The sequence below is a fragment of the Actinokineospora diospyrosa genome (assembly GCF_024171925.1).
In the GTDB taxonomy this organism is placed as follows: Bacteria; Actinomycetota; Actinomycetes; order Mycobacteriales; family Pseudonocardiaceae; genus Actinokineospora; species Actinokineospora diospyrosa.
In genome coordinates this window covers 201,084-227,765 of sequence record NZ_JAMTCO010000012.1, presented here as the reverse complement: position 1 = coordinate 227,765, position 26,682 = coordinate 201,084, and the positions used below count along the sequence as shown (strand labels likewise).

The following is a 26,682-nucleotide window of genomic DNA, read 5'->3' as shown; positions in this document are numbered from 1 at the left end:
CCTTGGTAGCCTCCCGGTGCCGGGCGACGTCGCCGACAGGGCCCAACCGACTGCCGCGTGACCTCCCTGTGCTGACACATTCCGTCTGTCTCGGGAGGATCCGCCAAGTGGCATCCGTCAACGTCACCGTCACCGGCGCGGCAGGCCAGATCGGCTACGCCCTGCTGTTCCGCATCGCCTCCGGCCACCTGCTCGGCCCGGACACCAAGGTGAACCTGCGGCTGCTGGAGATCCCGCAGGCCGTCAAGGCCGCCGAGGGCACCGCGATGGAGCTCGACGACAGCGCCTTCCCGCTGCTCTCGGGCATCGAGGTCACCGACGACGCCAAGAAGGCGTTCGACGGTGCCAACGTGGCGCTGCTGGTGGGTGCCCGCCCGCGCACGAAGGGCATGGAGCGCGGCGACCTGCTCGAGGCCAACGGCGGCATCTTCAAGCCGCAGGGCGAGGCCATCAACGCCGGTGCCGCCTCCGACATCAAGGTGCTGGTGGTCGGCAACCCGGCCAACACCAACGCGCTCATCGCCCAGCAGCACGCCCCGGACGTCCCGGCCGCCCGGTTCACCGCGATGACCCGGCTCGACCACAACCGGGCCATCTCGCAGCTGGCGACCAAGCTCGGCGTGTCCGTCACCGAGATCAAGAAGCTGACGATCTGGGGCAACCACTCGGCCACCCAGTACCCGGACGTCTTCCACACCGACGTCAACGGCAAGTCCGCCGCCGAGCTGGTCAACGACGAGGCGTGGCTGGCCGACACCTTCATCCCGACCGTGGCCAAGCGCGGCGCGGCGATCATCGAGGCGCGCGGCGCGTCCTCGGCGGCGTCGGCGGCCAACGCGGCCATCGACCACATCCACGACTGGGTGCTCGGTACGCCCGCAGGCGACTGGACCTCGATGGCGGTGCCGTCGGACGGCTCTTACGGCGTCCCGGAGGGCATCATCTCGTCGTTCCCGGTCACCACCGCCAACGGTGAGTACCAGATCGTGCAGGGCCTGGAGATCAACGAGTTCTCCCGCGCCCGGATCGACGCCTCCGTGGCCGAGCTGGTCGAGGAGCGCGACGCGGTCAGGGCCCTGGGCCTCATCTGAGTTGCCCGCGGCGGCCCCCACTGTTTCCACGGTGGGGGCCGCCGCTGTGTTTTACGGTGCTGAGGTGACCTTCATCCCGTGGCCAGTCCCCGAGCCGTTGTTACCGGCGAGCGTTAGCCCTGCCTTGGCTGATGCCGCTCACGCGGCCGTCACCGCCTACCGGACCGCGCGTCGCCTGCACACCCGGCCCCAGCTGGCCGAAGAGGTCGCGATGGGCGCGGACGGCACGCCCACGATGTTCGTGGACTCCCTCGTCGAAGACGCCATCGCCGAGTCCGCGCAGAGCAACCGCGTCAACCTCTTGTCCGAAGAGGCCGGTTTCATCGACAACGGTTCTTCGACCACCCTCGTTGTCGACCCGCTCGACGGTTCTTCTAACGCCGCGTCGGGGGTGCCGCTGTCGTGCTTCTCCGGCGTACTCGCGCGGGACTCCATCGCCGTGGAGGCGATGACGGTGTGGTTGGACACAGGCCGGGTCTGGTGGGCCCGGGTAGGCCAGTCCACTTCGTACCGCACCTCGGGCCGCACGACGCTAGACGGCGCGGCGGTGTCGCTGCTGCGGCCGAAGCGCAACAACGGCGACTCCTGGCAGCGGGTCGCCTCCCGTGCCGGGCGGCTGCGCATCCTTGGCACTACCTGCCTGGAGACCGCCCTGGTCGCGGAGGGGTCGGTAGACGCTTTCGCCGACCCGGGGTCGGACACACTGCGGATCGTTGACCTCGCCGCCGCGCTGGTTCTCGTACCCGCCGCCGGTGGCGCTGTCATCGACGCCAACGGCAGGCCGCTGGACTTCGATCCCGACCTGACCCGCCGCTGGTCAGGCATCGCAGCGGCTACTTCGGCGTTGGCCGACCAAGTGGCGGAGGCGATTCTGGGCTGACATAGCTGGCTATGAGAGTCTGGAGCCGGTAGCGCTAACCGATGGGGGAGTACTAATGGCGGCTCGGGCAACTTGTGCCTTGCTGGGGGCTGTTTTCACCCTAGCCGCATGCACCACGCCTGAAGCCACTCCCTTACCTGGCGCATTAGACCCGTCTTCGACTTCCAACGCCTCTAGCGCGATGGGCGCTCCTGTGCCGTTTGTGCAGGTAGGGGAGTCAGTGCCGTACCGGCTTCTTACTCACTGCGGCATCAAGTACTTGACCTTCGCCGGCCAGAACTGGGTCGCTGAGCGTGAATGGCCAGATCCCGAGCGTGCCCCCGGCCCAGACGGCAAGGCCACAAACGACGGGTTCATCTCAGGACGCGTAGTTCTCCTCGATGACCGGACATTACGGTTCAAGGTAGAGCCGGCAACCATCATCGGAAAGCCGTCGGAGGTTATTTTCCACCCCACGGACGACGAGATCCCCATCTGCAAGTAGTTCCTGCCCCCTTGGGGCCACCGCACCTGGGCATGACCAACTTGGTCCTAGCTCGCTGCTCGCTGTTGACGTCACTTAGCCGCTCTATGTCCGTCTTACAGCTGTGGCCGAGGCAGCGAGTGCTCGGCGACCCTGTGGACAGTCCACTTGGTTGCCCGTTAGGTGGCCTGTGGAGTCTGGATGCGCGGGCCTGCTGAGGATGGAGCAGGAGGGAAAGTTCCACTAATGGGTTGCGGTGTCGCCCGGTTAACCGGAGACGAGCATCGAATGCGGGTCAAATCGTGGCCCGAACGAGGCTGTATGCCCCGATAGCGTGAACCTAAGCCGGTTGGCATCACGGGCTGCCGCCAGATGCGTTTCCCTGCTGAAGGTTCGCCAACCCGACGCGCGAACGCCAGGACAGGAGGCACGAGATGACCAACGACGCCGAGCACACCGAGCAGATCATCTCGCACTACGGCGGCAGCACTCCTGTCCGCTCGCGCTGGACCTACCGGGCCACCGAGCCCTACACCGTCATCGCCGCCTTCCAGGCCGACGCCGACCGCTGGGTCGAGTGGATCTTCGGCCGCGACCTGCTCGCCGAGGGCCTGGTCCGCGCCGCTGGCGACGGCGACGTCCGGTTGGCCCCGGTCACCAGCGGCGGCCGCGCCGTGCTGGCCCTGGAGATCGAGTCCCCCGACGGCCACGCCGTGCTCGAGCTCGACCACGCCGCGGTGCAGGCGTTCTTCGCCACCACCACCGCCATGGTCCCGCTGGGCGGCGAGGCGGACTTCTTCGACATCGACGCCCTCATCGAGGAGATCACCAACGTCTGATCCGCACTGCCAACCCTGACCGATGTGGACGGATCACTGAGGGGGTGGGCAGGTGGACTGCGTACCTATAGCGAAGCCGACGGCCGCCTGCGCACCAGGCGGCCGTCGGCTTTCTCGACTCAGGCGCAGGCCTGGGCCAAGGTGTTGAAGGCGTTCAGCTTCTGCTGGGCCCAACTGGTGACCGAGGTCGGGTCGAGGTTGGGCACGCTCAACGACTGGACCTGCTCGGCCATGCCGTTGATGGCGTCGCGCAGCGTCGTGTCCGCGGCGCGCTCGGCGAGGCCGGTGAGGTCTTCCGAGGTCTTCTTGGCGTCTGCGGCGGTCTGCTCGAGGTTCTGCGTGCTCGGGGTGAAGTTCGCCAGTCGGAGCGCCTCGAGGCAGATACTGGTCTTGTCCGCGGCGTTGCTGGCGTCCTGGACGGCTTGACACGCGGTGAGCGCGCCGAGAAGGGCCGCCGCGGTGAGCGCGGTGGTCAGCCGGTGTCGCACTGTGCCCCCTGGGGAGAGTGGGTGAGAGTCCAGGTTATCCGGTTTGCCGGGTTAGCCGGTCGTGAAGACGCTTCCCTTGGGCTCGCCGTCCTCTGGCCGGGCCAAACAGTACAGGTACGGGCGATCCGGGCTGCCCGTTTCGCTCGGCAAGATCTCGATCTGCCAGCCCGTGGTGGTCGCACCGGCGACGGTGCGGGCAGCCATCACCTCGGCCGTGCAGATGCCCTTGACCTCGGGCAACGCGGCGATGTCGGTGCCGGTCATGTCCGAGGCCTCTTTGGGGAGCCAGGTGCCCGCGAACGCCTGCCAGCTGTGGTCCTCGGCGCAGTCGGTCGGCCTCGCCTTGATGTCGACATCGGCGATGTTCACCAAGCCACCGAAGCACTTGTCGGCAACGCAGAAGCCGTTCTTCGCGCTGTCCGCGCAGGCAGCCATACCTGGCGGCACCGCGGCAGCCTGCGGAGCCTCGGATGTGGTCTGCGGCCCCCCTGACTGGGCCTGCGTGGTGTCCTGCTTCGTAAGAGAACGACCGAAGTACCCCGCCGCCAAGAGCACCGGCACGGCCAACACGGCTGCGGCGATCCTTACTGCTCGCGCACGGTTGCTCGACACTCGTGGAAGTGGCCGGATGGGCCTAAGACCATCAAGCTCGTCCCGTAGGTACGCGGCGTTGGTGGTGCGCCTGGACGAGTCGGCGGCAAGTGCGTTGAGCAGCGCTGCGTTGAGCGCAGGCGGTGCATCCGCGATTGGTGCTACCGGGGACCGTAAGGCCGCGATGAGCCCGTCCAGAGACTGCGCAGGCCAGGGGATATCGCGCGGCCGAGTACCTGCGGCGAGGGTGTAGAGGGTCGCTGCCAGCGAGTAGATGTCACCGGCCGCGCTAGGCGCCGCATGCGCGAAGACCTCAGGCGCGGCGTAGTAGGGACTAAGTGCGCCAACGGTCACTGTGCTCTCTGCATGCGCGTCGAGAATCGCCGCTAGGCCGAAATCCGCGAGCTTAACCGCGCCGAAAGCGTTGACCAGGATGTTCGCGGGCTTGATGTCCCGGTGCAGGATCCCCACGTGGTGCGCCTGCGCAAGAGCGTCAGCGAGCCGGGCGCCCATCTCGATAACCTCGTCAGTGGGCAGCCGCCCCCGCTGGGCCAGGACGTCGGCTAGGGAACCGCCGGTGCACAGCTCCATGACGATGTAAGGCCTGCCGTCGGCGGTCACACCAGCGTCGTACACGTTGACGACGTGCGGGTGCCCCGAGAGCCGGGCGGCCGCACGCGCCTCGCGGAGGAACCGGTCCCGATCGCGGTCCGTCTGCAGGACCCGGTTGTCGACCTTGACGGCGACATCGCGGTGCAGCCGGTCTTGGCGGGCCAAGAAGACGGTCCCGAACCCGCCTTGGCCGAGCGGGCCCGCGAGGGTCAGCCCGGGGATCGTCGGCGGGCGGGGAGTCACATGCACGGGAGGAATGTACTTCGATGGACTCACCCAGGATCATCGACAGTGTCACAGGAGCCTGCGGCGAGTTGGTCCTACGCCAAGCAGGCCGCCACTACGAGATCATCGCCGACGGCATGTTCCTGATGGACACGAGAGCGGGCGAGTCAGAACGCCTCTTAGTCCGCGCCGCCGCCAACAGGATGCCAGGCCCCCGCCTGCTCATCGGTGGCCTCGGAGTTGGCTTCTCCCTTCAGGAAGCGCTAACCCTCGGCCTCACCGACATCACCGTCGTAGAACGCGAACCAGCAGTGATCCGGTGGAACCACCAGCACCTCGGCAACCCCACCGCGGCCAGGTACTGCATCCAGGCGGACCTAGTTCCCTGGCTCCACAACACCCCCACCCTGTTCGACGCCATCTGCCTAGACATAGACAACGGCCCCGACTGGACCCTCTCCCCTGACAACGCGTCCCTCTACTCCCCGTCAGGCCTAACGCTGCTCCATTCCCGCCTAACCCCCGGCGGCACCTTAGCCATCTGGAGCGCATCCGCCAGCCCGGCCTTCGAAGCCGCTCTAAGAGCCCAGTTCACCACCGTAGAGACCCTCAAAACCCCAGTCCCCCGAGGCGAACCCGACGTCGTGTTCATAGCTAGCTCTTCGCTGCAGCCTTCGCGGCCTTCTTGTAGGCCCTCACCTCAGCAAGCGACTCAGCACTCGTGACGTCCGCAACCGACTTCCGACTCTTAGCCACCCCGTAGTCCCCCGCCGCCTTACGCCACCCCGTCGGCGTCACCCCGTACTGTTTCCCCAGCAACGCAAGGAAGATCTTCGCCTTCTGCTCCCCAAACCCAGGCAACGCTTTCAGCCTCTTAAGCACCTCAGCCCCGTTGGGCCCACCCACAGTCCAAATCCCAGCCACATCCCCGTCATAGTGCTCAACGATGTACTGACACAACACCTGCACCCGCTTCCCCATAGACCCCCCATACCGATGAATAGCAGGCGGCGTAACCGCCAACTCCACAAACGCATCGGTGTCGTACTCCGCGATCTGGTGCACATCGAGCTTGTTCCCCAGCCGCCCGTAGAGCTTGTACGGCCCCTTGAACGCGATCTCCATCTGGATCTGCTGATCAAGCAGCATCCCGATCAACAAGGCCAGCGGGTTCTCCGCCAAGAGCGCGTCCGCTTCCGGATCTTGGGCGATGCACAACGTCGGTGTCATGGGGCACATGGTGGCACGGTGGGCGTCTGTCGTGCTGGGGGTGTTGGGTGTTGTTGCTGGTCAGGGTCGCGCGTAGACCCCTTGACTATCTCTGGTACCAGGGTAGCCTTGGGTACCGGAGGTGCGTTATGGCTGGTGCTTCGATGCCGGTAAAGGTCGACCAGGAGACGCATGCGTTGCTCGCGCATGCGGCTACTGCACTACGCACAACCCAGAAAGATCTCCTTGAGGCGGCGGTACGTGAGTACCTGGCTGCCAGACGTGAGGAGATCGGGGCCGCGCTTCGGCGCACCATGCAGTTGATTGACGGGACTGATGTGAGCCGTGTGGCGGCGTTGACCGGACTGTCGCGGGAACGTCTGGACGAGCTCGGTGGGGTCGACGAGTCCTGATGTCAGTTCGTCCCACTCTGCGTTGCCTGCGCGATGAACTGGGTCTTGAGGTGCCGCCGGTTACCGTGCCACTGAACGAAGTCGACCATCCGTTGGTTCGGAAGGCGAATGGCCAGTTCTCGGCGCCCTCGGGCCCGCGAGAGCGGATCAGGGCCGTTGATGACACGGTAATGTTCAAGGTCAAGGTGCAGCGTTGGCGCGGTGCCCTGGTTGATGCGGGTGAGCCTAGTTGGCTGGTTGCCGCTGGTATCCGCGAAGATGGCAGCCGTGATGACTTCTACGCGGCACTCGCGGAGTCTCTGAACGCGGCGCGCATCCGGTACAACGCCGAACACGCCCAATCGTTGGCGACGCAGACCTACAGTGCCGGGCTGTTGCCCACTGTCGACGACAAGGACCGATACCGCGCGGAAGCGGGCGTTCGGCTACTTCGTGAGCTCCGAGCGGCTGTGCACAGCGTTGTCCATGCGTCGTTGCTGGACGGGCATGAGCACACCTCGGAGATCTCCGGGGCTGAACTCGGAGTTGTCGTGCGTGCGGCTGAGGACAACGCGACGTATGTGGCCCTGCGGATCGTGGGGTCGGTTCCCGACGACCTTGTGGCGGTAGTGCTGAGCCTTGTACCAGGGTGCGACCGCGACGGCTGGTACCCGGAGTTCGCAATGCCGGAGCGGCAGCTCCGGGCCAATGAACAGGCGTACTCCAACTTGATGGATCCCGTTGCGGCAGCGGAGTTGCTCGAAGCGCACGACGGCGCCTAGTCATACATCAGGACACCTGCTGGTCAAGCAGCATCCCGATCAACAGCGCCAGCGGGTTCTCCGCCAGGAGCGCGTCCGCTTCCGGCTCTTGGGCGATGCACAGCTTCAGGTTCATGGAGGTCATCGTGCATGCCGGTTCGCGGGGTGCGCTTGTAGCGGTTCCGCAGATCCGCTACGGCCTCGTCCAGTCCCTGGTAGATGCTCGGACGCCCAGCCATCGTCGACTCATACTTGTGCGGTTGGCGGCTTGGCAATTGAACCGAACAGAGTGTCGGCTGACCTGCGTGTTCGCGGTGCGATTGGCAGGTCACTTCCCCTGCACTGCGTGGTGGGCGGCGTCGCGGAGGGCGGAGAGGAGTTCGGCTAGTGGGGGGTTGTCGAGGGTGGATTCTCGGATGGCGGCGTGGATTTCCCGGATGGGTTCGGGGTTGCGGATGCGGCGGACGACTATGCCGGGGTGGGGGTTGGCCAGGCCCATGACGGGGATGAGGCTGATGCCGAGGCCCGCGGCGACGAAACCCTGGGCGTTCGTGTAGTCCTCGCTCTCGACCGTCACGTTCGGCGTGAAGCCCGCCGCCGCGCAGGCGTCCAGGATGATCTGCCAGCAGGGGCCGCCCATGGGCCACTCGCCCACCCACGGCTCCTCGGCGAGGTTGGCCAGGTCGATGACGCGCTTGGTCGCCAGGCGGTGGCCGCGGGGGAGGACCACGCGGTACGGGTCGTCGAGCAGGTGGGTCATGTGGACGCCGCGGGGGGCGGCTCGGGGGTGCACGACGATGGCCAGGTCGGCGTGGCCCTGCGCCACCTCGGGCAGCGGGTCGCCGGGGTCGACCAGCTTGAGGTCCACCTGGACGCCGGGGTGGGCGGTGCGCAGGCGGGCCAGGGCGGGCGGGACGAGGGCCGAGCCCGCCGTGGCGAAGTAGCGGATGGCGAGCCTGCCGGTGCGACCCGCGCGCAGGTCGGCCAGCGCGGTCTCGGCCTCGGCGACGTGCCGGGAGATGATCGCGGCGTGCTCGGTCAGCAGCCTGCCCGCCGCGGTCGGCTGGACGCCGCGGCCGACGCGCTCGAGCAGCGGGATGCCCGCCTCGCGCTCCAGGGTCGCTATCTGCTGGCTGATCGCTGACGGTGTGTAACCGAGGTTGGTGGCCGCGGCCGTCACCGACCCGCTGGTGACCACGGCGCGCAGCACCTGCATGCGACGGACATCAAGCATGTAGTCCAGCTTAACGATCCATCCAGGACATTTCACTTGTCCTGGACGAAGGTCTCCAGCACAGTTGCCGATGGGATGACCCGATGGAGGGGGAAAACGAGTGATCAGCGGCGGTCGGGGCACACTTGTCCGGATGGGCGTGCTCGCGCTGCTCTGGGGGTCCAGCTTCCTCTGGATCAAGCTGGCGCTGCACGGCCTGAACCCGGTCCAGATCACCATCGCCCGGTGCGCGCTGGGGGCGCTCGTGGTGGTGGTGCTCTGCTACTCAGCGCGACACAAGCTGCCCCGCGATCGCCGGGTCTGGGGTCACCTGGTCGTGGCTGCCGTCTTCGGCAACGTGCTGCCGTTCGCGCTGTTCGCCCTCGGCGAGCGGACCGTCGACTCCGGGGTCGCCGGTGTCCTCAACGCCACCACCCCGCTGTGGGCGCTGCTGATCGGCATCGTCATCGGCACCGAGCGCGCCCTCAAGCCCGTCCGGCTGACCGGCCTGCTGCTCGGCTTCCTGGGCACCCTGCTGATCTTCGCGCCCTGGCACCAGGCCGGGGTCGCCAGCTGGGGGTCGCTGATGATCCTCGCCGCCGCCGCGAGCTACGCCGTCAGCTACACCTACATCGGCAAGACCCTGTCCGGTCGCGGTGTCGCCCCGATCGCCCTGTCGGCCACCCAGCTCGTCACCGCTACCGGCTTGAGCATCTTCGCCCTCCCGATCGGCGGGTTCGCCACGGTCGACCTGACCCCCACGGTTCTTATCGCGATCGGTGTGCTCGGCGTCTTCGGCACCGGGTTCGCCTTCGCCATCAACTACCGTCTTATCGCGGACGAGGGCCCGACTAACGCCACCACAGTCGGCTACCTGCTGCCGGTCGTTTCCGTCCTCTTAGGAGCTGCGTTCCTCGGCGAGGGCATCAACTTGCGTGTCATCGCAGGCATGGTCGTAGTGCTCATCGGCGTCGGCATGACCCGTTGGCAGCGCAAGCCCCCGTCACCGGTCATCGCCGAGGACCCCACCGCCGTACTAGCCAAAGCCCCTTAGGCGCTTAGACGAGGCGACGGTCGGAGGCCCAGCGGGACAGCTCGTAGCGGTTGGACAGCTGGGTCTTGCGCAGGACGCTGGACACGTGGGTCTCGACCGTCTTCACCGAGATGAACAGCTCGGACGCGATCTCCTTGTACGCGTACCCCCTGGCCAGTAAACGCAGCACGTCGCGCTCGCGCGGGGTCAGCAGGTCCAGCTCCGGGTCGCTGATCGGCGCCGCGCCCGGCCGGTCGGCGAAGGCGTCCAGCACGAAACCCGCCAGCCGCGGCGAGAACACCGCGTCGCCCTCGGAGACGCGCAGGACCGCGGTCACCAGCTCCTGGCTGGAGATCGTCTTCGTCACGTACCCCCGCGCGCCCGCCCGGATCACCGCGATGACGTCCTCGGCGGCGTCGGACACCGACAGCGCGAGGAACACCACCTCCGGGTACGCCTTGCGCGACTGCCGCAGCACCTCGGCGCCGCCGCCGTCGGGCATGTGCACGTCGAGCAGGACCACGTCCGGGCGCAGGTGCCCGATGCCAGCGACGGCCTCGCCGACGGTGCCCGCCTCGCCGACCACCTCGATGTCGTCGGTGAGCGTGTCCAGCTCGGCGCGCACGCCCGCGCGGAACATGCTGTGGTCGTCGACCAGGAAGACCCGGACCAAGCGCTTCTCACTCATGTGGTCACCTTCGCACGCGGCATGTGCAGCTGTACCTCTGTCCCGTCCCCGGGGGCGGTGCGCAGGGTGATCTCACCGCCGTTGCGCTCGATTCTCCCCCGGATCGAGTCGGCGAGCCCGTGCCGGTCGTCGGGGACCGCCTCCGGGTCGAAGCCCTTGCCCCGGTCGCGCACGAACACGGTGACCTTCTCCGGCTCGACCTCGGCGTACACCGACACCTCGGCGACCCCGGCGTGCTTGGCCGCGTTGACCATCGCCTCGCGCGCGGCCATGACCACCGCGAACAGCCGCTCGTCGAGCTCGCAGTCGCCGACAGCCACGTGCTGGACCTTGATCGCGAAGGTGTCCTCCACCTCGCCAGCGGCCCGCGCCAGCGCCTCGGCCAGCAGTCCGCCCGCCAGGCCCGCGCCGTCAGCGGCCCCGCGCCCGTACCCCGACGGCCCGTACAACCAGCTGCGCAGCTGCCGCTCCTGCCCGCGCGCCAACCGCAGCACCTCGCGCGGGGCGTCGGCCTGCTTCTGGATGAGCGCAAGCGTTTGCAGCACCGAGTCGTGCAGGTGCGCGGCGATCTCGGCGCGCTCCTCGGTGCGGATGCGGGCCCGCCGCTCGTCGCCCAGGTCGCGCACCAGCCGCAGCCACCAGGGGACCGTGATCACCGCGACCCCGACCAGCGCGGCGACCACCGCGAGCAGTGCGAACTGCACCTGGTCCAGGCCGATGCTGCTGATCAGGAAGATGATGATGCCCGCGGCGACCAGCGCGGCCCCGCTGAGCACCCGGATGATCGCCGAGCGGCCGCCACCGCCGAGCACCGCGCCGCGGACCCGGCGCCGCTGGCCCTGGTCGGCCTCCCGCCACACCAGCGCGGCACCGACGAGCGCGACGCTGGTCGACCCGGCGACCCAGCCGTTGACCGTCCCGGCCAGCGTGCCCGCCCCGATCGCCAGCCCCAGCCCCAGCGCGACCAGGCCGAACGCCTGCTGGCGCTCCTTGCCGGTGATCTCGCGCGCAGGCTCGTCCGAGGACACCTGCGGCACGAAGATCCACAGCAGCCCGTAGGCCACCACCCCGGCCCCGCCGAGCGCGGCGAGCAGGGTGAACGCCACCCGGGTGTAGAGCACGGGGATGCCCAGGTGGTCGGCGAGCCCACCGGCGACCCCGGCCATGGCGCGACCGGACCGGCGGCGGTACACCTTGGGGTGCTCAGGTGCCGCCGCGGCCCGCTCGATGCCCGCGACCGTTCGCTCGATGTCGGCCCCCTGCTCACGCAGTACAGCTGTCACGTCAAGAATGCTCACACGCGCGGCCGGGCGCCACATCGGGGTTGGACCCTGAAGGCAAAGTCAGGGTCGTTCCCGGATGCAGAACGCCCAGGTCGGGAGCCATTCTAGTCATCGTGAGTGGCACATCGAACCAGACGCGCCCCGGCGCAGCGAGCGTCGAGGAGACGCTCAAGGACTTCTGGGCGTCCCGACCGCGCAGGCCCAGGCTGGGCCGCAAGGTCGCGGGCGTCGCGGCTGCCGTGGGCAACCGCTACGGCATCGACCCGATCATCGTCCGGGTCGCCTTCGTCGTCGCCTCCTTCTACGGGGGCGCTGGCATCGTCTTCTACCTGCTCGGCTGGCTGCTGTTCCCCGAGTCCGACGACGAGACCTCGCCCGCCGAGGCGCTCATCGGCCGCGGCCGGTCCTCCAGCTCGACGCACTTCACCGTCGGCCTGCTCGTCGCGGTCATCGCCGCGATCAGCTTCTGGTTCGACTTCAACGGCTTCCTCGGCCTGGTCGTGGTGTCGGCGCTGGTGTTCCTGCTGCACCGCAGCCGCGGGCACCTCAACCGACCGGTGGCGCCAGAGCACGAGACCTACCCGCCCGTGACCACACCGCTTATGACCGTGCCGGTGGCAACGACGACCGAGGTGCCGACCCCGATGACGCAGCCGATCGCCGTACCGACGACCGGGGCGCCGCCGCCCCCGTACGGCTACACCCCCGACCAGCCCCCCGCGTGGGACCCGCTCGGCGCGGCGCCCTTCGCCTGGGACCTGCCCGAGCCGAGCACCCCGCTGCCGGACCCGGAGCCGCCAGCCCCGCGCAGGCGCTCCAAGATCGGCGCGGTCACCCTGGCCACCGCGTTCCTGTTCGTCGGCACCGCGGTGATCATCGAGCCCTACGCCGGGACCTGGTTCACCCCGTGGCACGTCGTGGGCGTCGTGCTCGGCCTGCTCGGCGCGGGCATGGTCGTCGGCGCGTTCGCCGGGGGCGGGCGCGGGCTGATCGGGCTCGCCGTGCCGCTGGCCGCGCTCGGCATCGCCGCGACGGTCGTCTGGCCGGACGGCTTCAAGGCCAACGGCGTCGGCGACGTGCAGGCGAACCCGACCACGATCGCCGACGTGCAACCCGTCTACACCCGCGACATCGGCTCCATCAACGTCGACCTGACCAGCCTGCCCACCAGCGGCTCGGTCACCACGGTCGCCGAGGTCGGCATCGGTGACGTCACCGTCACGGTGCCGGAGAACGCCGACGTCACCGTCTACTGCGACGCGGGCATCGGCGACGTCGACTGCCTCGGCGAGCAGCGCGGCGGCACCGACACCGCCGTGATGCGCACCGACCTGGGCCCGGACGGCGCGGGCGGCCTGAAGATCGAACTGCGAGCCGAGGTCAACGGCCCGGGAACTGTGAGCGTGCGGCGTGGCTGACGAGACCAAGACCCCCCGGCGGATCGACCCGCTGACCCTGATCGCGGGCCTGGCCACCCTGGCCGCCGCCGCCTTCGTCCTCACCGACGGCCGCATCTGGCTACCGTCGCTCGACCCCCGCTGGCTGCTCGCCGGCGTCGCCGTCCTGGTCGGCGTCCTCCTGCTCGGCGGCTCCCTGCGCGGCAAGCGCAAGTAGCCCGACCCGCCACTCACGCGAAGGGCCCGACCGGATCCCCGGTCGGGCCCTTCGGCGTCTTGTCCCGTTGTGCTCTTGCTCGCCGAGGTGTGGGCGGCGGTCGAACGGACCGGTGCACCACGTCCAGCGCGCGGGTAGGTGGGTATCACGTCGACCTGGGTGGAACCGCCGGGACGGCGTTGCTGATCACTGCTGGGTGGCGCCGCTGGATGCTGCTGGTGATCACCAGCGGATGTCGCAGGGGATCTCACCGGGCCGGGGGTGATCACCGCCGAGTACCGCAGGCAATCACCCCCCGGTGCCGCAGCGGATCACCGCCGGTGGCGCCGACCGCCCGGGAACCGCCGGGCCGACCGAGTTATCCACAACCCACCCAGCCATCCCCAGTTTTTCGCCGACCCCTCGCGACCCCCTCCCCACCGGTAGACTGGCACCGGGGCCGCCCCCCGGAGAGGGTGGGGGCTGGGGTCGCGCGGGTGCGCGCGAGGCGCTCCGAGCGGGGTCGGGACGGGCGGGTCGGGATGGGCCGGTCGGGACCGGTGGGAGCGGAAGGCGGGGTCGCGGCTGTTGCGGTCGCGCTAGGGCAACAGCCGTCCCAGGGCTACTCCCACTCGATGGTGCCCGGGGGCTTGCTGGTCACGTCCAGCACCACCCGGTTCACCTCCGCGACCTCGTTCGTGATCCGGGTCGAGATCCGCTCCAGCACGTCGTAGGGCAGCCGGGTCCAGTCGGCGGTCATCGCGTCCTCGCTGGACACCGGCCGCAGGACAACCGGGTGGCCGTAGGTGCGGCCGTCGCCCTGGACGCCGACGCTGCGGACGTCGGCCAGCAGGACGACCGGGCACTGCCAGATGTCGCGGTCGAGCCCGGCCGCGGTCAGCTCCTCGCGGGCGATCGAGTCGGCGGCCCGCAGGATCTCCAGGTTCACCGCGTTGACCTCGCCGATGATCCGGATCCCCAGGCCGGGCCCGGGGAACGGCTGCCGCTGCACGATCGTCTCGGGCAGGCCCAACTCCTGGCCGACGCGGCGCACCTCGTCCTTGAACAGCGCGCGCAGCGGCTCGACCAGGTCGAACTCCAGGTCCTCGGGCAGCCCGCCGACGTTGTGGTGGCTCTTGATGTTCGCCGCGCCCGTGCCGCCGCCGGACTCGACCACGTCCGGGTAGAGCGTGCCCTGCACCAGGAACCGGTACTTGTCGCCACCGGCCTCGGCCTGCAGGTCCAGCTCGGCCTGCTCGAACACCCGGATGAACTCGCGGCCGATGATCTTGCGCTTCTCCTCCGGGTCGGTCACCCCGGCCAGCGCGGCCAGGAACCGCTCGCGGGCGTCCACGGTGACCAGGCGCACCCCGGTCGCGCTGACGTAGTCGCGCTCGACCTGGGCCCGCTCACCGGCGCGCAGCAGCCCGTGGTCGACGAACACGCAGGTCAGCCGGTCGCCGATGGCCCGCTGCACCAGGGCGGCCGCCACCGCGGAGTCGACCCCGCCGGAGAGCCCGCAGATCGCCCTGCCGTCGCCGACCTGGGCGCGGATCCGCTCGACCTGCTCGTCCACGATCGACGCCGTGGTCCACTGCGGACGCACGCCCGCGATGTCGTGCAGGAACCGGCGCAGCACCTCCTGCCCGTGCGGCGAGTGGTGCACCTCCGGGTGGTACTGCACGCCCGCGAAGCGCCGCTCGGTGTCCTCGAACGCCGCGACCGGGGCGCCCTCGCTGCCCGCGGTGACGGTGAACCCCGCGGGGGCCCCGGTCACGCAGTCGCCGTGGCTCATCCACACCGGGTGCTTGCCGGGCAACCCGTCGTGCAGCACCCCGGCGCCGGCGGCGAGGTCGGTGCGGCCGTACTCGCGGGTGCCGGTGTGCTCGACGGTGCCGCCCAGCGCCAGGGCCATCGCCTGGAAGCCGTAGCAGATGCCGAACACCGGCACGCCCGCGTCGAACAGGGCCGGGTCGACCGCGGGGGCGCCCTCGGCGTACACGCTGGCCGGGCCGCCGGAGAGGATGATCGCCGCCGGGTCCTTGGCCAGCAGGTCGGCCACGGTCGCGGTGTGCGGCACGACCTCGGAGTAGACCTGCGCCTCGCGCACGCGGCGGGCGATCAGCTGCGCGTACTGGGCGCCGAAGTCCACCACGAGGACCGGGCGCTGACTGTCTGCCATGGGCAATGACCTTCCGTTGTCGCGGAAGCCGGAGCACCGGATGGGACCACCCCATCGGCGCACGGCGTCCTGCACCGTGCGCCGACCGGTCCCTCCCTGGGTTTCTCTCCCGGAGATGCCTGCCCGCGCACCAGTCGCGCGGGCTTTCCGTGACGCTCGAACCAGACCCGCGCCCAGTGCGGCGCGGCGGAACCCTAGTCACCACCGTCGGTCAGCCGCCGACATCCTAACCCGGGGCCTTCTCGGCCAAGCCGCGCGCCCGGTCGCGGCCTAACGTTGAGCCATGACCGACGAACAAGACGCCGTGGTGGCCAAGCCGCGCCCGTTCTGGGTGGCGGGCAGGCCGCAGAGCAGCGACGACACCCTCGAGGTGCGCCACCCCTACGACGGGACCGACGTGGCGACGGTGTCGGTGCCCACCCCGGAGCACGTGGAGGCGGCCATCGCCGCCGCGGCCGCGGCCGCCAAGCCGCTGCGCTCGGCGCCCGCGCACGTGCGGGCGAACGCGCTGGAGCACGTCTCGCGCACGCTGGCCGCGCGCACCGAGGAGATCGCCGAGACGATCACCGCGGAGAACGGCAAGCCGCTGAAGTGGTCGACCATCGAGGTGGCCAGGGCGGTGTCGGTGTTCAAGTTCGCCGCCGAGGAGGCCCGCAGGCACATCGGCGAGCTCCAGCGGCTGGACACCGACGCCAACGGCGAGCGCAGGCTCGGCCTGATCCGCCGCCGCCCGCGCGGCCCGGTGCTGGCGGTCGCGCCGTTCAACTTCCCGCTCAACCTGGTCGCGCACAAGGTCGCCCCGGCGCTGGCGGTCGGCGCCCCGGTGATCGTCAAGCCCGCGTCGGCCACCCCGCTGTCGTCGCTGCTGCTCGGCGAGATCCTGGCCGAGACGGACCTGCCGCCCGGGTCGTTCTCGGTGCTGCCGGTGCGCGGCTCGGCCATGTCGGCGCTGATCGAGGACCCCCGGCTGCCGGTCATCTCGTTCACCGGCTCCACCGGCGTCGGCCACGGCATCACCTCGGCCGCCCCGCGCAAGCACGTGGTCATGGAGCTGGGCAGCAACAGCGCCGCGATCCTGTGCCCGGACTGGACGGACCTGGACTTCGCCGCCCGCCGGATCGCCACCTTCGGCAACTACCAGGCAGGCCAGTCCTGCATCGCCGTGCAGCGGGTCGTGGTGCACCGGTCGCTGGCCGAGGAGTTCATCCCGCGGCTGGTCGCCGAGGTCGAGGCCCTGCACACCGGCGACCCGCACGACCCGACCGTGGACGTGGGCCCGCTGATCGACGAGCGCAACGCGGAGCGGGTCGAGACCTGGGTGTCGGAGGCGGTCGCGGCGGGGGCCACCCTGCTGACCGGCGGCACGCGGTCCGGGGCAACCGTGGCGCCGACGGTGCTTAGCGGGGTCCCGGCGTCGGAGAAGGTGTCCTGCGAGGAGGTCTTCGGTCCGGTCCTCGTGGTCACCGTGGTGGACACCCTCGAGGAGGCCTTCGAGGTTGCCAACGGCACGGACTACGGCCTGCAGGCGGGCGTGTTCACCCGAGACCTCCAGGTCGCCTTCCAAGCCTCCGCCGAACTAGAGGTCGGCGGCGTCGTAATCGGCGACGTACCGTCCTATCGCGCCGACCAGATGCCTTACGGCGGCGTGAAGGGCTCTGGTACCGGCCGAGAAGGGCTCCGGTCCGCGATGGACGACTTCACCGAGGAACAGGTGATGGTGCTGTCCGGGATCGACCTATAGCTGCCGGTACCGGTTTGTCGGGCTGGTCATCACGCTGGTACCTATAGCGAGATGACCAGCCCAACCCCGGTCTCCTTCCCCGACGGCACCAGCGTCCGCGCCCGAGGCCTCCGCAACGGCCCAGTCACCGACGCCCCCGACTACGGCCTCTACCTGGGCGGCTCGCGCTTGCGCCGCTACGAACCGACCCTCACTTGGCCGCACTCCTGGATCGACTGGCCAGACTTCTTGCTGCCGCGCGACCGCGGTGAGGCCATCCGGCTGATCCGGGACGCCTATAGGCGCGCCGCCTCGGGGGAGATCGTGGAGATCGCTTGCGGCGGCGGAATCGGCCGCACGGGCACGGTGTTGTCCTGCTTCGCCATCTTGAGCGGCGTGGCACCGACGGACGCGGTTGCCTGGACCCGGAAGCACTACCTACCCGGCGCCGTGGAGACCCCCTGGCAGAAGCGCTGGGTGGAGAAGTTCCTGATCTGACCTTGCAACGAGGGCGCAGAGCTTCTGTTGTCGCATCGAGTAAGCTGTGCAGCTCGCTCGATGTCATGGAGGTGCTGGTGGCTGAGTGGCCCGAGATTGCTATTCCCGTGGGTGAGCGTGAGGTCGAGCTCGCCACAACTGGTTTGCGCGCTTCGCAGAGCTGGACCTTCCTATTCACGTTGGCAGCATTGTCTGAAAATCTCCATGTCCTCTATCGCTCTGGGTGGTGCAATCAAGCCATAACTAGAGCGATTGTTTTCCGTCCTGATGGCACTCGATACGGGCAGCCCCCTTCCGGCGCAGATGAGGCGCGCAACCGTTGGGCCGCATGGCGTTCGCCGCCAGTTGTGGGGCACGAGCTCGGCATCGCGCTCGCTGCCCAGTTCGGTCGAGACAGCGAGCACACGATTCGTGATGATTGGGGCAACAAGACCATCCCGGTCGACCCGGTGCAGGTTTTTCGTGCCGCGCGGTGGATGCGCTTCAGTTGCGGTTGGTCAACTTTTGGTTCGCTCAAGTCCTTGGTGAAAGTTCTTACGCCGTGGTTCGTCGATGGTTGGTGCCCGGCTGCAATCGTCTGGGCGGTAGAGCATCGGCCAAACAAGGGTAAGTATTCAACTCCGCCGCAGAACATTGAGCAGATTAGCTCCCGATTGGCGGTGTGGGGGCCACAGCGCAAGGATCCGCCGATCGCGGGGGCTACCTGGGAACAGACAGTTGGGGCTCGCCGTGAGCGCGTAAGACGTGAGAACTCGGGTACGAGTGATGCGGTTGAGCGTTGGCGCCAGAACAAGTTGCTTCACGACGAACGTTGGAAATATCGCCGAACGGTCCATTCGAAGAGGGAGGAGGATTTGCGCATTCAGCAAGTGATGGAGGGTCTGTACCCAGATCCCCGCAGGCTGGTTGGACAGGACACGCAGGCGCCTTCCGTGAACTTCGACCTGTGCCCCTGTCGGCGGTACGAAAAGTTGCCGGGTCAGCAGCGCTGTGTCGCGTGTATCAATGAGAAGCGCACTGGCAGCCCCTACGGGCAGAAGAGATAGTCGGTAGCCCACTCATCTGAAGTCGCGGGACTTGGCCTCTATGCGCATGTGCAGGGTTTGCATGTGGTCCGCGTAGAGGCTGATCACACCTTCGGACTTCTCCACCACTCCTCGGATCAACAGGGCCGCGCTCGTGCGGGCGATCCGCCGGTAGCGCACCCACAGTCCTGGCGAGCACACCACGTTCACCATTCCCGTTTCGTCCTCGATGTTCATGAACGTCACCCCGCCCGCTGTCTGGGGGCGTTGACGGTGGGTTACCGCGCCCCCCAGTAGGATTCGGGTTCCGTTGTCTACTGAGGACAGACCGGACACCGGTAGTGCGCCGATCCGGTCGAGGTAGGGGCGGATGAACTGGGTTGGGAAGCTGTCGGGGGAGATGCCGGTTGCCCATACGTCTGCGACGGCTTGGTCCAGGGTGTCCATGCCGGGGAGGGTGGGGGCGGTAGTGCCAACGGCAGTGCCGGGCAGGTGGCCTTTCCCTTCGGAGACAACGGCACCTGCGGTCCATAGAGCTTCCCGCCGGTGTGGGGTGAAGCAGCTGAAAGCGCCTGCGGTGGCTAGAGCCTCTATCTGGGGACGGGTCAGTTCGACTCGACGGGCGAGGTCGGTCATGTTGGTGAACGGGCTTTCGCGGCGGGCATCGATGATGCGGGTGGCTAGTTTCTCGCCGATGTTGCGGGTGGTGCTTAGGCCAAGACGGATGGCGGGGCGTTCGCCTGATGGTTCGAGGGTGGGGTAAGAGAGGCTGGCGTTGATGTCCGGCCCTAGAACGGTTACCCCGTGGCGGCGTGCGTCGGCTACCAGGGACTGGGGCGAGTAGAAGCCCATGGGTTGGGCGCGCAAGAGGGCCGCGCAGAAGGCTTCTGGGTAATAGAGCTTGAACCAGGCGCTGGCGAAGACGAGGTAGGCGAAGCTAAGGGCGTGACTTTCCGGGAAGCCGAAGTTCGCGAACGCCAGCAGCTTCGCGTAGATGCGGCCCGCCAACTCCTCGTCGATCCCGTGCGTGGCGGCACCGGCGTAGAACCGCTCCCGCAACCGCTCCATGCGCCGGGTGGACCGCTTAGCGCCCATGGCCCGGCGCAGCTCGTCGGCCTCGGCGGGGGTGAAGTCGGCGATGTCGACGGCCATCTGCATGAGCTGTTCCTGGAACAGCGGCACGCCCTTGGTCTTGTGCAGGGCCTTCTCCAGCAGCGGGTGGTCGTAGACGACCTCCTCGGCCCCGTTCTTTCGCCGGATGTAGGGGTGCACCGACCCGCCCTGGATGGGGCCGGGCCGGATCAGCGCCACCTCCACCACCAGGTCGTAGAACTCCCGCGGCTTCAACCGGGGCAGCGTCGCCATCTGCGCCCGGCTCTCCACTTGGAACACCCCGACCGTGTCCGCGGCGCACAGCATGTCGTACACCCGCGCGTCGGCCAGGTCGAGCTCGCCGAGTTCGACGTCCACGCCGTGGTGCTCGCGCACCATCTCCACCATGTACCGCAACGCGGAGAGCATCCCCAGCCCGAGCAGGTCGAACTTCACCAACCCGACGGCGGCGCAGTCGTCCTTGTCCCACTGCAGCACGGTCCGGTCGGCCATCCGCGCGGGCTCCACCGGGCACACCTCGCTGACCGGCCGGTCGCAGATCACCATGCCGCCGGAGTGGATGCCCAGGTGCCGGGGGAAGTCCTCGAGCTGCCCGGCCAGCTCGAGCACCGCGGCGGGCACGTCGAGGTGGTTGTCGCCGACGGTGCTGGTCAGCGGACCCCAGCGGTCGATCTGCTTGCTCCACGCGTCCTGCTGCCCCGGCGAGTACCCCAGCGCCCGCGCCATGTCCCGCACGGTCGACTTGGCCCGGTAGGTGATCACGTTCGCCACCTGCGCCGCGTGCCGCCTGCCGTGCTTGGCGTAGACGTACTGGATGGCCTCCTCCCGCCGGTCCGACTCGATGTCCAGGTCGATGTCCGGCGGCCCGTCCCGCGCCGGGGCCAGGAACCGCTCGAACAGCAACTCCCACCGCACCGCGTCGACGTTGGTGATCCCCAACGCGTAGCACACCGCCGAGTTCGCCGCCGATCCCCGGCCCTGGCAGAAGATCCCGTTCGCCTTGCAGAACCGCACGATGTCCCAGACGATCAGGAAGTACCCGGGGAACCCCAACTCCTCGATCACCGCCAACTCGTGCGCGATCTGCTCCCGAGCCCCCGGAGCGTCCGCCCCGTACCTGGTCGCCGCACCCGCCCACACCAACTCACGCAGGTAGGTCGCCTCGCTGTGCCCTTCGGGAACATCGAACGGCGGCAACTTCGGCGCCACCACATCCAGGTCGAACGACAGCGCCACCCCCAGTACCGCGGCCCGCTGCACCGCCCCCGGGAACCGCGCGAACCGGTCCGCCATCTCCCTCCCACTCCGAAGATGCGCCGTTGCCGCCGGCGGCAACCACCCCTCTAGCTCATCCAGGCTCCGCCGCGCTCTTACCGCCGCCATCGCCGCCGCCAACCGCCCTCGCCCCGGATGCGCGTAGTGCACAGCGTTCGTAGCCACGGTCGGTAGACCCAACTCGGTCGCCATCTTCGCCAACAGGTCGTTGCGCTTGGAGTCCTCCGGGTAGCCGTGGTCCACCAACTCCACGAACACCCGATCCTTGCCATAAGCGACCGCCAACAACCGCAACTGCTCAAACCCAGCGGCAGGCCCACCTTCCCCCAACGCCCGCCGAACCGCCCCCTTGCGACACCCAGTAAGCACCACACAGTGCTCCCGCGTCTCTTCGACTACCTCGCGAAGGTCGTAAAGAGGCTTCCCTTTCTCCTCACCGTCAAGATGCCCAGTAGTCAACACCCGACACAACCGGTGATACCCGTCTTGCCCAGCGGCCAGCAGCAGGAGATGCTCCCCCTCAGGATCAGCCACCCCACTCTGCGGCGCTGTTAGGCCAAGGCTGAGCTCGGTACCAAAGACAGTCCTAACACCAACTTCCCTCGCTGCCTCCGCGAACCGAACCACCCCGTACATCCCGTCATGGTCGGTGATCGCGATGGCATCAAGCCCGAGGAGCGCGGCCGCCTCAACCAACTCCTCGGGGTGGCTGGCACCATCGAGAAAGCTGAAGTTGCTGTGACAGTGCAACTCGGCATACGGAACCCGCCCATCCCCATCCGTCTGGTCGGTGACCGCCCGCGAACCAGCAGGCGACACATACCGCTCCCGACGATGAGTCCAAGCCGGACTGTCGCCCCCATCCCCAACCTGCGGCGGGCGACCGGACAGAATCCGCTCCAACTCCGACCACCGCACCGGCGGGTTGCTCCACCCCATCTTCCGCTCCTATAGGTGATTGCTGAGCTGATTTACCGCAGTGCAGTCACTGGCCCCCAGGAAGCTGCGGCACCACCCTGGTCGCCCACCCCGACAGCCCAGACCGATCACCGGCCACTCGAACCCGGCCCTGGCCCCTCGGATGCAGCGGTGCCAGCCGGGCTCCCGTCAGGTCCGCCCCAACCCACCCAGCCACTGGACACTCGGACCAGTCGGTGCCAACCCAGCTGCCGCCGGGGCCGCCCAGCCCACCTGCTCAGCCCGCGCTCCTTGGAGCTGCCGGTGCCAGGCCAACTCCCGTCAGGTCCGCCCCAGCCCACCTGCTCAGCGCCTGGACACTCGGAACGGCCGGTGCCAACCCAGCCCGCTCTCGTCAGCCCACTTTCCCAGCTCCGCGCTCCTCGGAGTCGCTGGTGCCAGGCTGGCTCGATGGGGCGGACTTGTTTTGCGTGGGGGGACAACACCCGTAGCGTCGTCAGCGGCAGGGCCTGCTTTTGGGCCCCTGCTTTGCGGTTCTGCCACGGGTGTTGTAGGGGCCCCGCGCAAAACAAGTTCGCCCCATCGAGCTCTTCGCATTGTCGCGGATCTCCGCCGATGTTGCCGCCAGGCGACGAGGCGTCCAACGGAGCCGAAGGCGGAGGCCCGAATCCCTTGCCCCGCACCCCCAACCACGGCCTACGCCAAGATCAACCTGATCGAAAGCCCCCAAATACACAGCCTACCGCGCAGCGCCGACAAACCGGGACCGGCAACCAACGCCCTGTGGACAACCAGAACCGTTGTGGACAACCAGCCGCCACCGAGCACGCCCGCAAGATCATCTGCACCAAGACCCCCCGATATACAGCCTACCGACGGGTGCCGACAAAACGAGAGCAGCAAATGAACCTTGTGGACAGTCAGTCCCGTTGTGGACAACCCACTCGCAGCAGCCAACCCTCCTGGACAGCACACCAACCGCCCCAAGACAGAGGCGACCAGTCGGCAACCGGCAGCAGCGAAAGTCGCAACCAGCAGCAACCAACGGCTACCGGCTACCCCTCCACCACCGGATCTTCCGGCGACCGCCGCTGTTCCGGTATCAACTCCGCCAGATCGAAGAGATCCAGCCACTCGTCCAGAATCGGGTCACCCGGCAACATCAGTCGTATACCCCTTCCACGGACCACTTCTCGTTCTCCCGCACCAGCAGCAACGCGTCCTGGTTCTCCACTTCGGACTGTTCTGCCAGCAAGACCTGCAACCGCGCCCGTCGGCGTCCGTTGTCCTTCTCCCACCACCGCTCGTCAGCGGGCCACGGTCCGGCCCAGGCGATCACCCGTCGGGACGTCCCGTCGACCGCTACCTCGTCGGGTTGGCCGGTCAGGGTGAACCTTCCGGTGACGCCCACTTCTCCGCCGTCGCGGTCGAGGACCGTCGCTGGTTTCCGCTGGGTTGGGATCGTTGCGGGGGCGGGTGACGGTAATCGGCCGGGCCAGGGGTGGTCTGGGGGGCTTTCGGGGGTTTGTTCGTCTCCCCAGGGGGTTAGCGTCACCTGGTCGGCGGGGCCTCGGCCGCCGCTGAGGGTTGGGGTTAGGACGCCTTCTTGGCCTAAGAGGCCCTGGACGTGGACCATTGCTCTGGCGGCTCGGGAGGTTTGTTCGCCGCCTTGCCATAGCTCCAGTTGGAGGGCGTGGCCGTCTACGGTCTCTTCGGGTTCTAGGCGTAGCAGGGTGATTCCGGCTGAGGGGCGGTTGGAACCGCGTAACCACCCGTCTAGTTGCCAGCGGACTCGGTCGGAGATACCGGACGGGGTAAGAGGGTCTGCGCAGCGCCAGAGGCGGACCAGGTCTTCGCCGTTGGCGGTGCTGGCGTGGATGGCCAGGCGGGTGCAGGCAAGGCCGTGGGCTGCAAGGACACTGTGCAGCCGTTCGCCGAGGGTTCGGGAGGCGAAGGCGGCAGCGTCAACTCGGTCGATGGGGGGATCGGGGATGTGGGTGACAGACAGGTCTACCGGGGGGCGGCGCCGCGATGGGGGCCGTTGTTCCAGGCCGCTCGCTAGGCGGTGGGCGTGTCCTGCGTCGGCGCCGAAGCGGGAGGTCACGTCTGTGTGGGGGAGGGCCGCGAACGCGCCCAAGGTGGGGATCCCCAGGCGGCGCAAGAGGTCCACCAAGTCCGGGCGGTCCGGTAGTTCGCGCACGTCCAGCGGGGCGAGGAAAGCCGCGCTCCCGTCGGGCGGCACGATCAGGCCGCGGTGGGCCGCCAGTGTCGCGGCGAACAGGCCGTCCGCCACGCCCACCTGGGCCTCGGCGCCGGTGCGGATCGCCACCTGATCGATCAGCCGCTCGGCGGCGGCCTCCTCCGAGCCGTAGTAACCGGACGGGCCGCGGGCGGGGACGGCGACCACCCCCGGGGCGACCACCTCCACGCCCACCGCCAGCTCCTCCACCGCGGCGGCCACCGGCTCGAACAACCGGGCGTCGCGGTCGACATCGGCCTGCAGCACGGCGATGTCCGGGCACCGGCCCTGCGCCTCCCGGCGGCGCAGCCCCGGCCGCACCCCGTCCCGGCGCGCCTGGGCGTTCGCGACGACCACCTGGTTCGCCGAGACCACCACCGCGGGCGCGTCGACCGCCAGGCCCGCCGCCGTGCCCGCGGCGACGACCGGCCAATCCGGGCACCAGAGGACGAGCAGGCGGGTCACGGTTCGCTCCTGACAGCAGGGGTGTTGGCGTCGAACATATGTTCGAACGAGGAGGGCGTCAAGGGTGTTCCACCCCGCAGGGTGAACGTGGTTCGCCGAGGTCGGGCGGCCGCGCCCCGCCCCCTGGCGCGCACCTCGACCCGGTGGCTGGTGAGGTGGCCGTGACCGACCCCCAGGCCGGACCAGCGGCCGCGGGCCACGCTCAACTCGACCTCGGCGCCCGGCCACGGGCCGACCGCGATCAGCGCGGCGCCCCGGTTGCGGGCGCGCGCGGACAGCTTGCGGGCCAATGGGTCGCCGATCCGGTTGGCGGCCACGGCCACCAGGTCGAAGCCGTCCAGCAGTGCCGCGACGACGGCGGCGAGCTCGCCGCCGGGGTGGGGTACCAGCGCGGTGCGCTTGACGGCCATGCCCGCTTCGGCGGCGGCCAACACCCCGAGGTCTGGCATGCCGACCACGGCAGTCCAAGACCCCCGCGAACTGGCTTCTGCGAGCAGGGCGAGTAAGAGCCCGGAAGATCCCTGCACCGAAACGGTGCCACCACACCTGAGGCCGCCCCAGGGGAAGAGGCCCGCAAGCTCCGGGTGGACGGGAAGGACGCGTGGACCGGTAAGGGTGCCCGGTTCGACGCGAAGGTGATGTGGGCTCGAATGCGCCGACATGTTCAGCCGCCGCGAGGTAAGGCAAGCGCGCCTCGGGCGCGTTGAGGGTTTCGTGGTGGATGGCCCGCGGGGCGGGCTGTTCAGGTGCCGCAGGGATGACCCGCGCACGCGTGCCCGGTGCGGCACGCTTGCCGAGGGGGACAGTAAAAAGTGGCCGCTACCCGCTCCCGGGTACTTCCCCGCGTCGGGAGCGGATAGCGACCACACCGCAGTACCTCCACAGATCGGCACGAGCGCCGCTCAAGTCGCGCGCGCTTCACCGTGGGGAGACGGCGGTTCCGGGTGGTTGGCCTCGACTCCGACCGCCCGGATTCGAACGTGTGTTCGACATCGGAAGGATACCCCAGACCGGCGCCCTGTCAAACCTGTGCACAGAGGACCGCCCGGCATGACGTAGATCTCCGCGCACCACCCCCGACCTCGGACTATCGTCAGTTGCACAAAACCACTGACCTGGGGGCGCAGATGACCGTGCTGGCCGACGTCGAGCGCGTCGACGAGAGTTGGCGTTCGTGGACCGGGGCCCACGGCGGCCTCTTGGCGGGCATCGCCCTAGAGCACGCCGGTAGGCGCGTCTCAGGACTCCCGGCCCGCGCGCTGCACGTGTCCTTCCTCGCGGCCGTCAGGTCCGACGAGGTACGCGTATCGGCCGACCTGATCAAGGCTGGCCGCAGCAGTTCCACCGTCACTGCGCGCCTAGAAGCGGGCGAAAAGCTCGCCTTGCTCGCCACGGCCACCTTCGGTGGTGGGGATGCCGGTCCGCAGAGCCCTGCCCTGCCTCTATCGGACATCCCCGATGTCGAAGACCTGGAGCCGTTCACGCTGCCGCCGGGCCTGGTGCCCTTCGCGCAGCACATCGAGTTCCGGCCTGTGGGCGGCGTCCCGCTCAGCGGCGGCGATAGCCCTGTCCTGACCTCATGGGTTCGCCTCGTCAACCCGCCTGCCCGGCCAGAGTCAGCGGCAACGGTGTTGCTGGACGTGCTGGCGCCAGCGCTCTATGCCACGCGCACAACCCCGGTCCCCATTCCCACCGTTGAACTTGCCGTGCACTTCACCGAGGCGGCGCACACCTTCAACGCGGGTGAGTGGGCTTTCGCGCGCATCCACACCGAGCACGCGAGCGCGGGCTGGTGTGTTGACGGCAGCGAGGTGTGGAACCGAAACGGCGACCTGGTCGCCACCGGCAGGCAGACCCGCCGCATCCTGGAAGCCTGACTAGGCGCT

Annotated in this window: 24 protein-coding genes; 14 read left to right on the top strand and 10 right to left on the bottom strand. The window is 68.8% G+C overall.

Going from position 1 to position 26,682, the window contains the following annotated elements; all coding sequences use genetic code 11:
* The first annotated feature begins 107 nt into the window (after positions 1-107).
* From LV75_RS24715 to LV75_RS24700, 4 genes are all read left to right on the top strand, one after another.
* On the top strand, positions 108-1,091 hold the full coding sequence (locus tag LV75_RS24715; RefSeq protein WP_253889374.1) for a malate dehydrogenase: 984 nt from the start codon (positions 108-110) through the stop codon (positions 1,089-1,091).
* Between the two features lie 64 nt (positions 1,092-1,155).
* Positions 1,156-1,971 carry an inositol monophosphatase family protein gene (locus LV75_RS24710; protein ID WP_253889373.1) on the top strand — a complete coding sequence of 272 codons (816 nt, stop codon included), beginning with the start codon at positions 1,156-1,158 and terminating at the stop codon, positions 1,969-1,971.
* 220 nt (positions 1,972-2,191) lie between these two features.
* Positions 2,192-2,455 (top strand): hypothetical protein, encoded by a 264-nt coding sequence (locus LV75_RS24705; protein WP_253889372.1) that lies wholly within the window; start codon positions 2,192-2,194, stop codon positions 2,453-2,455.
* Positions 2,456-2,868: 413 nt separating this feature from the next.
* Positions 2,869-3,273, top strand: a complete 405-nt coding sequence (locus LV75_RS24700; RefSeq protein ID WP_253889371.1) for an SsgA family sporulation/cell division regulator — start codon at positions 2,869-2,871, stop codon at positions 3,271-3,273.
* A gap of 119 nt (positions 3,274-3,392) precedes the next feature.
* Here the strand turns inward: LV75_RS24700 and LV75_RS24695 are convergent, their stop codons facing one another.
* Both LV75_RS24695 and LV75_RS24690 read right to left on the bottom strand, forming a co-directional pair.
* Positions 3,393-3,761, bottom strand: a complete 369-nt coding sequence (locus tag LV75_RS24695; RefSeq protein WP_253889370.1) for a bacteriophage spanin2 family protein — start codon at positions 3,759-3,761, stop codon at positions 3,393-3,395.
* Between the two features lie 51 nt (positions 3,762-3,812).
* A complete protein-coding gene (locus LV75_RS24690) occupies positions 3,813-5,213 on the bottom strand; it encodes a serine/threonine-protein kinase (protein ID WP_253889369.1) in 1,401 nt (466 codons plus the stop codon).
* Positions 5,214-5,230: 17 nt separating this feature from the next.
* Between LV75_RS24690 and LV75_RS24685 the strand changes: the two genes are divergently transcribed.
* Positions 5,231-5,914 (top strand): spermidine synthase family protein, encoded by a 684-nt coding sequence (locus tag LV75_RS24685; RefSeq protein WP_253889368.1) that lies wholly within the window; start codon positions 5,231-5,233, stop codon positions 5,912-5,914.
* Here the strand turns inward: LV75_RS24685 and LV75_RS24680 are convergent.
* Positions 5,844-6,419, bottom strand: a complete 576-nt coding sequence (locus tag LV75_RS24680) for an HhH-GPD-type base excision DNA repair protein (RefSeq protein ID WP_253889367.1) — start codon at positions 6,417-6,419, stop codon at positions 5,844-5,846. The genes LV75_RS24685 and LV75_RS24680 overlap by 71 nt on opposite strands.
* Before the next feature lie 143 nt (positions 6,420-6,562).
* On the opposite strand from LV75_RS24680, the gene LV75_RS24675 reads away from it, so the two are divergent.
* The gene (locus LV75_RS24675; protein ID WP_253889366.1) at positions 6,563-6,811 is read left to right on the top strand and encodes a hypothetical protein; all 249 of its coding nucleotides are present in this window, start codon (positions 6,563-6,565) and stop codon (positions 6,809-6,811) included.
* Entirely contained in the window at positions 6,811-7,572 is a 762-nt protein-coding gene (locus tag LV75_RS24670) for a hypothetical protein (protein WP_253889365.1), read from the top strand. The genes LV75_RS24675 and LV75_RS24670 overlap by 1 nt, the downstream gene beginning before the upstream one ends.
* A 307-nt stretch (positions 7,573-7,879) precedes the next feature.
* On the opposite strand, the gene LV75_RS24660 is transcribed toward LV75_RS24670, so the two are convergent.
* The gene (locus tag LV75_RS24660; RefSeq protein ID WP_253889364.1) at positions 7,880-8,785 is read right to left on the bottom strand and encodes a LysR family transcriptional regulator; all 906 of its coding nucleotides are present in this window, start codon (positions 8,783-8,785) and stop codon (positions 7,880-7,882) included.
* A gap of 133 nt (positions 8,786-8,918) precedes the next feature.
* On the opposite strand from LV75_RS24660, the gene LV75_RS24655 reads away from it, so the two are divergent.
* The gene (locus LV75_RS24655; protein ID WP_253889363.1) at positions 8,919-9,818 is read left to right on the top strand and encodes a DMT family transporter; all 900 of its coding nucleotides are present in this window, start codon (positions 8,919-8,921) and stop codon (positions 9,816-9,818) included.
* Between the two features lie 4 nt (positions 9,819-9,822).
* Here the strand turns inward: LV75_RS24655 and LV75_RS24650 are convergent, their stop codons facing one another.
* Positions 9,823-10,485: a response regulator gene (locus tag LV75_RS24650; protein ID WP_301319701.1), complete on the bottom strand. Its 663-nt coding sequence runs from the start codon at positions 10,483-10,485 to the stop codon at positions 9,823-9,825.
* Positions 10,482-11,768 (bottom strand): PspC domain-containing protein, encoded by a 1,287-nt coding sequence (locus tag LV75_RS24645; RefSeq protein ID WP_372504226.1) that lies wholly within the window; start codon positions 11,766-11,768, stop codon positions 10,482-10,484. Before LV75_RS24645 ends, LV75_RS24650 begins: the two co-directional genes overlap by 4 nt.
* Positions 11,769-11,881: 113 nt before the next feature.
* On the opposite strand from LV75_RS24645, the gene LV75_RS24640 reads away from it, so the two are divergent.
* Entirely contained in the window at positions 11,882-13,186 is a 1,305-nt protein-coding gene (locus tag LV75_RS24640; RefSeq protein WP_253889362.1) for a PspC domain-containing protein, read from the top strand.
* Positions 13,179-13,382: a hypothetical protein gene (locus tag LV75_RS24635; protein WP_253889361.1), complete on the top strand. Its 204-nt coding sequence runs from the start codon at positions 13,179-13,181 to the stop codon at positions 13,380-13,382. The genes LV75_RS24640 and LV75_RS24635 overlap by 8 nt, the downstream gene beginning before the upstream one ends.
* 601 nt (positions 13,383-13,983) lie before the next feature.
* On the opposite strand, the gene guaA is transcribed toward LV75_RS24635, so the two are convergent.
* Positions 13,984-15,543, bottom strand: coding sequence for a glutamine-hydrolyzing GMP synthase (gene guaA, locus LV75_RS24630; RefSeq protein WP_253889360.1), 1,560 nt, complete (start codon positions 15,541-15,543; stop codon positions 13,984-13,986).
* A gap of 283 nt (positions 15,544-15,826) precedes the next feature.
* Here guaA and LV75_RS24625 point away from each other — a divergent pair, with 283 nt between their 5' ends.
* From LV75_RS24625 to LV75_RS24615, 3 genes are all read left to right on the top strand, one after another.
* Positions 15,827-17,284, top strand: a complete 1,458-nt coding sequence (locus LV75_RS24625) for an aldehyde dehydrogenase family protein (RefSeq protein WP_253889359.1) — start codon at positions 15,827-15,829, stop codon at positions 17,282-17,284.
* Positions 17,285-17,335: 51 nt separating this feature from the next.
* Positions 17,336-17,761, top strand: a complete 426-nt coding sequence (locus LV75_RS24620; RefSeq protein ID WP_253889358.1) for a protein-tyrosine phosphatase family protein — start codon at positions 17,336-17,338, stop codon at positions 17,759-17,761.
* Positions 17,762-17,826: 65 nt separating this feature from the next.
* Positions 17,827-18,807, top strand: coding sequence for a hypothetical protein (locus LV75_RS24615; protein ID WP_253889357.1), 981 nt, complete (start codon positions 17,827-17,829; stop codon positions 18,805-18,807).
* Positions 18,808-18,819: 12 nt separating this feature from the next.
* Here the strand turns inward: LV75_RS24615 and LV75_RS24610 are convergent, their stop codons facing one another.
* The 3 genes from LV75_RS24610 to imuA' all read right to left on the bottom strand — a co-directional run bounded on the left by LV75_RS24610 (position 18,820) and on the right by imuA' (position 25,458).
* On the bottom strand, positions 18,820-22,113 hold the full coding sequence (locus LV75_RS24610; protein WP_253889356.1) for an error-prone DNA polymerase: 3,294 nt from the start codon (positions 22,111-22,113) through the stop codon (positions 18,820-18,822).
* Positions 22,114-23,254: 1,141 nt separating this feature from the next.
* Positions 23,255-24,787 carry a DNA polymerase Y family protein gene (locus tag LV75_RS24605; RefSeq protein ID WP_253889445.1) on the bottom strand — a complete coding sequence of 511 codons (1,533 nt, stop codon included), beginning with the start codon at positions 24,785-24,787 and terminating at the stop codon, positions 23,255-23,257.
* Positions 24,788-24,792: 5 nt separating this feature from the next.
* The gene (gene imuA', locus LV75_RS35620; RefSeq protein ID WP_504923553.1) at positions 24,793-25,458 is read right to left on the bottom strand and encodes a DnaE2-dependent mutagenesis accessory factor ImuA'; all 666 of its coding nucleotides are present in this window, start codon (positions 25,456-25,458) and stop codon (positions 24,793-24,795) included.
* Positions 25,459-25,893: 435 nt separating this feature from the next.
* On the opposite strand from imuA', the gene LV75_RS24595 reads away from it, so the two are divergent.
* Positions 25,894-26,673, top strand: coding sequence for an acyl-CoA thioesterase (locus LV75_RS24595; protein WP_253889355.1), 780 nt, complete (start codon positions 25,894-25,896; stop codon positions 26,671-26,673).
* Positions 26,674-26,682 lie beyond the last annotated feature (9 nt).

Excerpts from the sequence above, each read along its gene's own strand:
- LV75_RS24700 (WP_253889371.1), top strand. The coding sequence starts at position 2,869 with ATGACCAACGACGCCGAGCACACCGAGCAGATCATCTCGCACTACGGC.
- LV75_RS24685 (WP_253889368.1), top strand. The coding sequence starts at position 5,231 with ATGGACTCACCCAGGATCATCGACAGTGTCACAGGAGCCTGCGGCGAG.
- LV75_RS24680 (WP_253889367.1), bottom strand. The coding sequence starts at position 6,419 with ATGACACCGACGTTGTGCATCGCCCAAGATCCGGAAGCGGACGCGCTC.
- LV75_RS24675 (WP_253889366.1), top strand. The coding sequence starts at position 6,563 with ATGCCGGTAAAGGTCGACCAGGAGACGCATGCGTTGCTCGCGCATGCG.
- LV75_RS24670 (WP_253889365.1), top strand. The coding sequence starts at position 6,811 with ATGTCAGTTCGTCCCACTCTGCGTTGCCTGCGCGATGAACTGGGTCTT.
- LV75_RS24660 (WP_253889364.1), bottom strand. The coding sequence starts at position 8,785 with ATGCTTGATGTCCGTCGCATGCAGGTGCTGCGCGCCGTGGTCACCAGC.
- LV75_RS24655 (WP_253889363.1), top strand. The coding sequence starts at position 8,919 with ATGGGCGTGCTCGCGCTGCTCTGGGGGTCCAGCTTCCTCTGGATCAAG.
- LV75_RS24650 (WP_301319701.1), bottom strand. The coding sequence starts at position 10,485 with ATGAGTGAGAAGCGCTTGGTCCGGGTCTTCCTGGTCGACGACCACAGC.
- guaA (WP_253889360.1), bottom strand. The coding sequence starts at position 15,543 with ATGGCAGACAGTCAGCGCCCGGTCCTCGTGGTGGACTTCGGCGCCCAG.
- LV75_RS24625 (WP_253889359.1), top strand. The coding sequence starts at position 15,827 with ATGACCGACGAACAAGACGCCGTGGTGGCCAAGCCGCGCCCGTTCTGG.
- LV75_RS24620 (WP_253889358.1), top strand. The coding sequence starts at position 17,336 with ATGACCAGCCCAACCCCGGTCTCCTTCCCCGACGGCACCAGCGTCCGC.
- LV75_RS24615 (WP_253889357.1), top strand. The coding sequence starts at position 17,827 with ATGGAGGTGCTGGTGGCTGAGTGGCCCGAGATTGCTATTCCCGTGGGT.
- LV75_RS24610 (WP_253889356.1), bottom strand. The coding sequence starts at position 22,113 with ATGGGGTGGAGCAACCCGCCGGTGCGGTGGTCGGAGTTGGAGCGGATT.
- imuA' (WP_504923553.1), bottom strand. The coding sequence starts at position 25,458 with ATGTCGGCGCATTCGAGCCCACATCACCTTCGCGTCGAACCGGGCACC.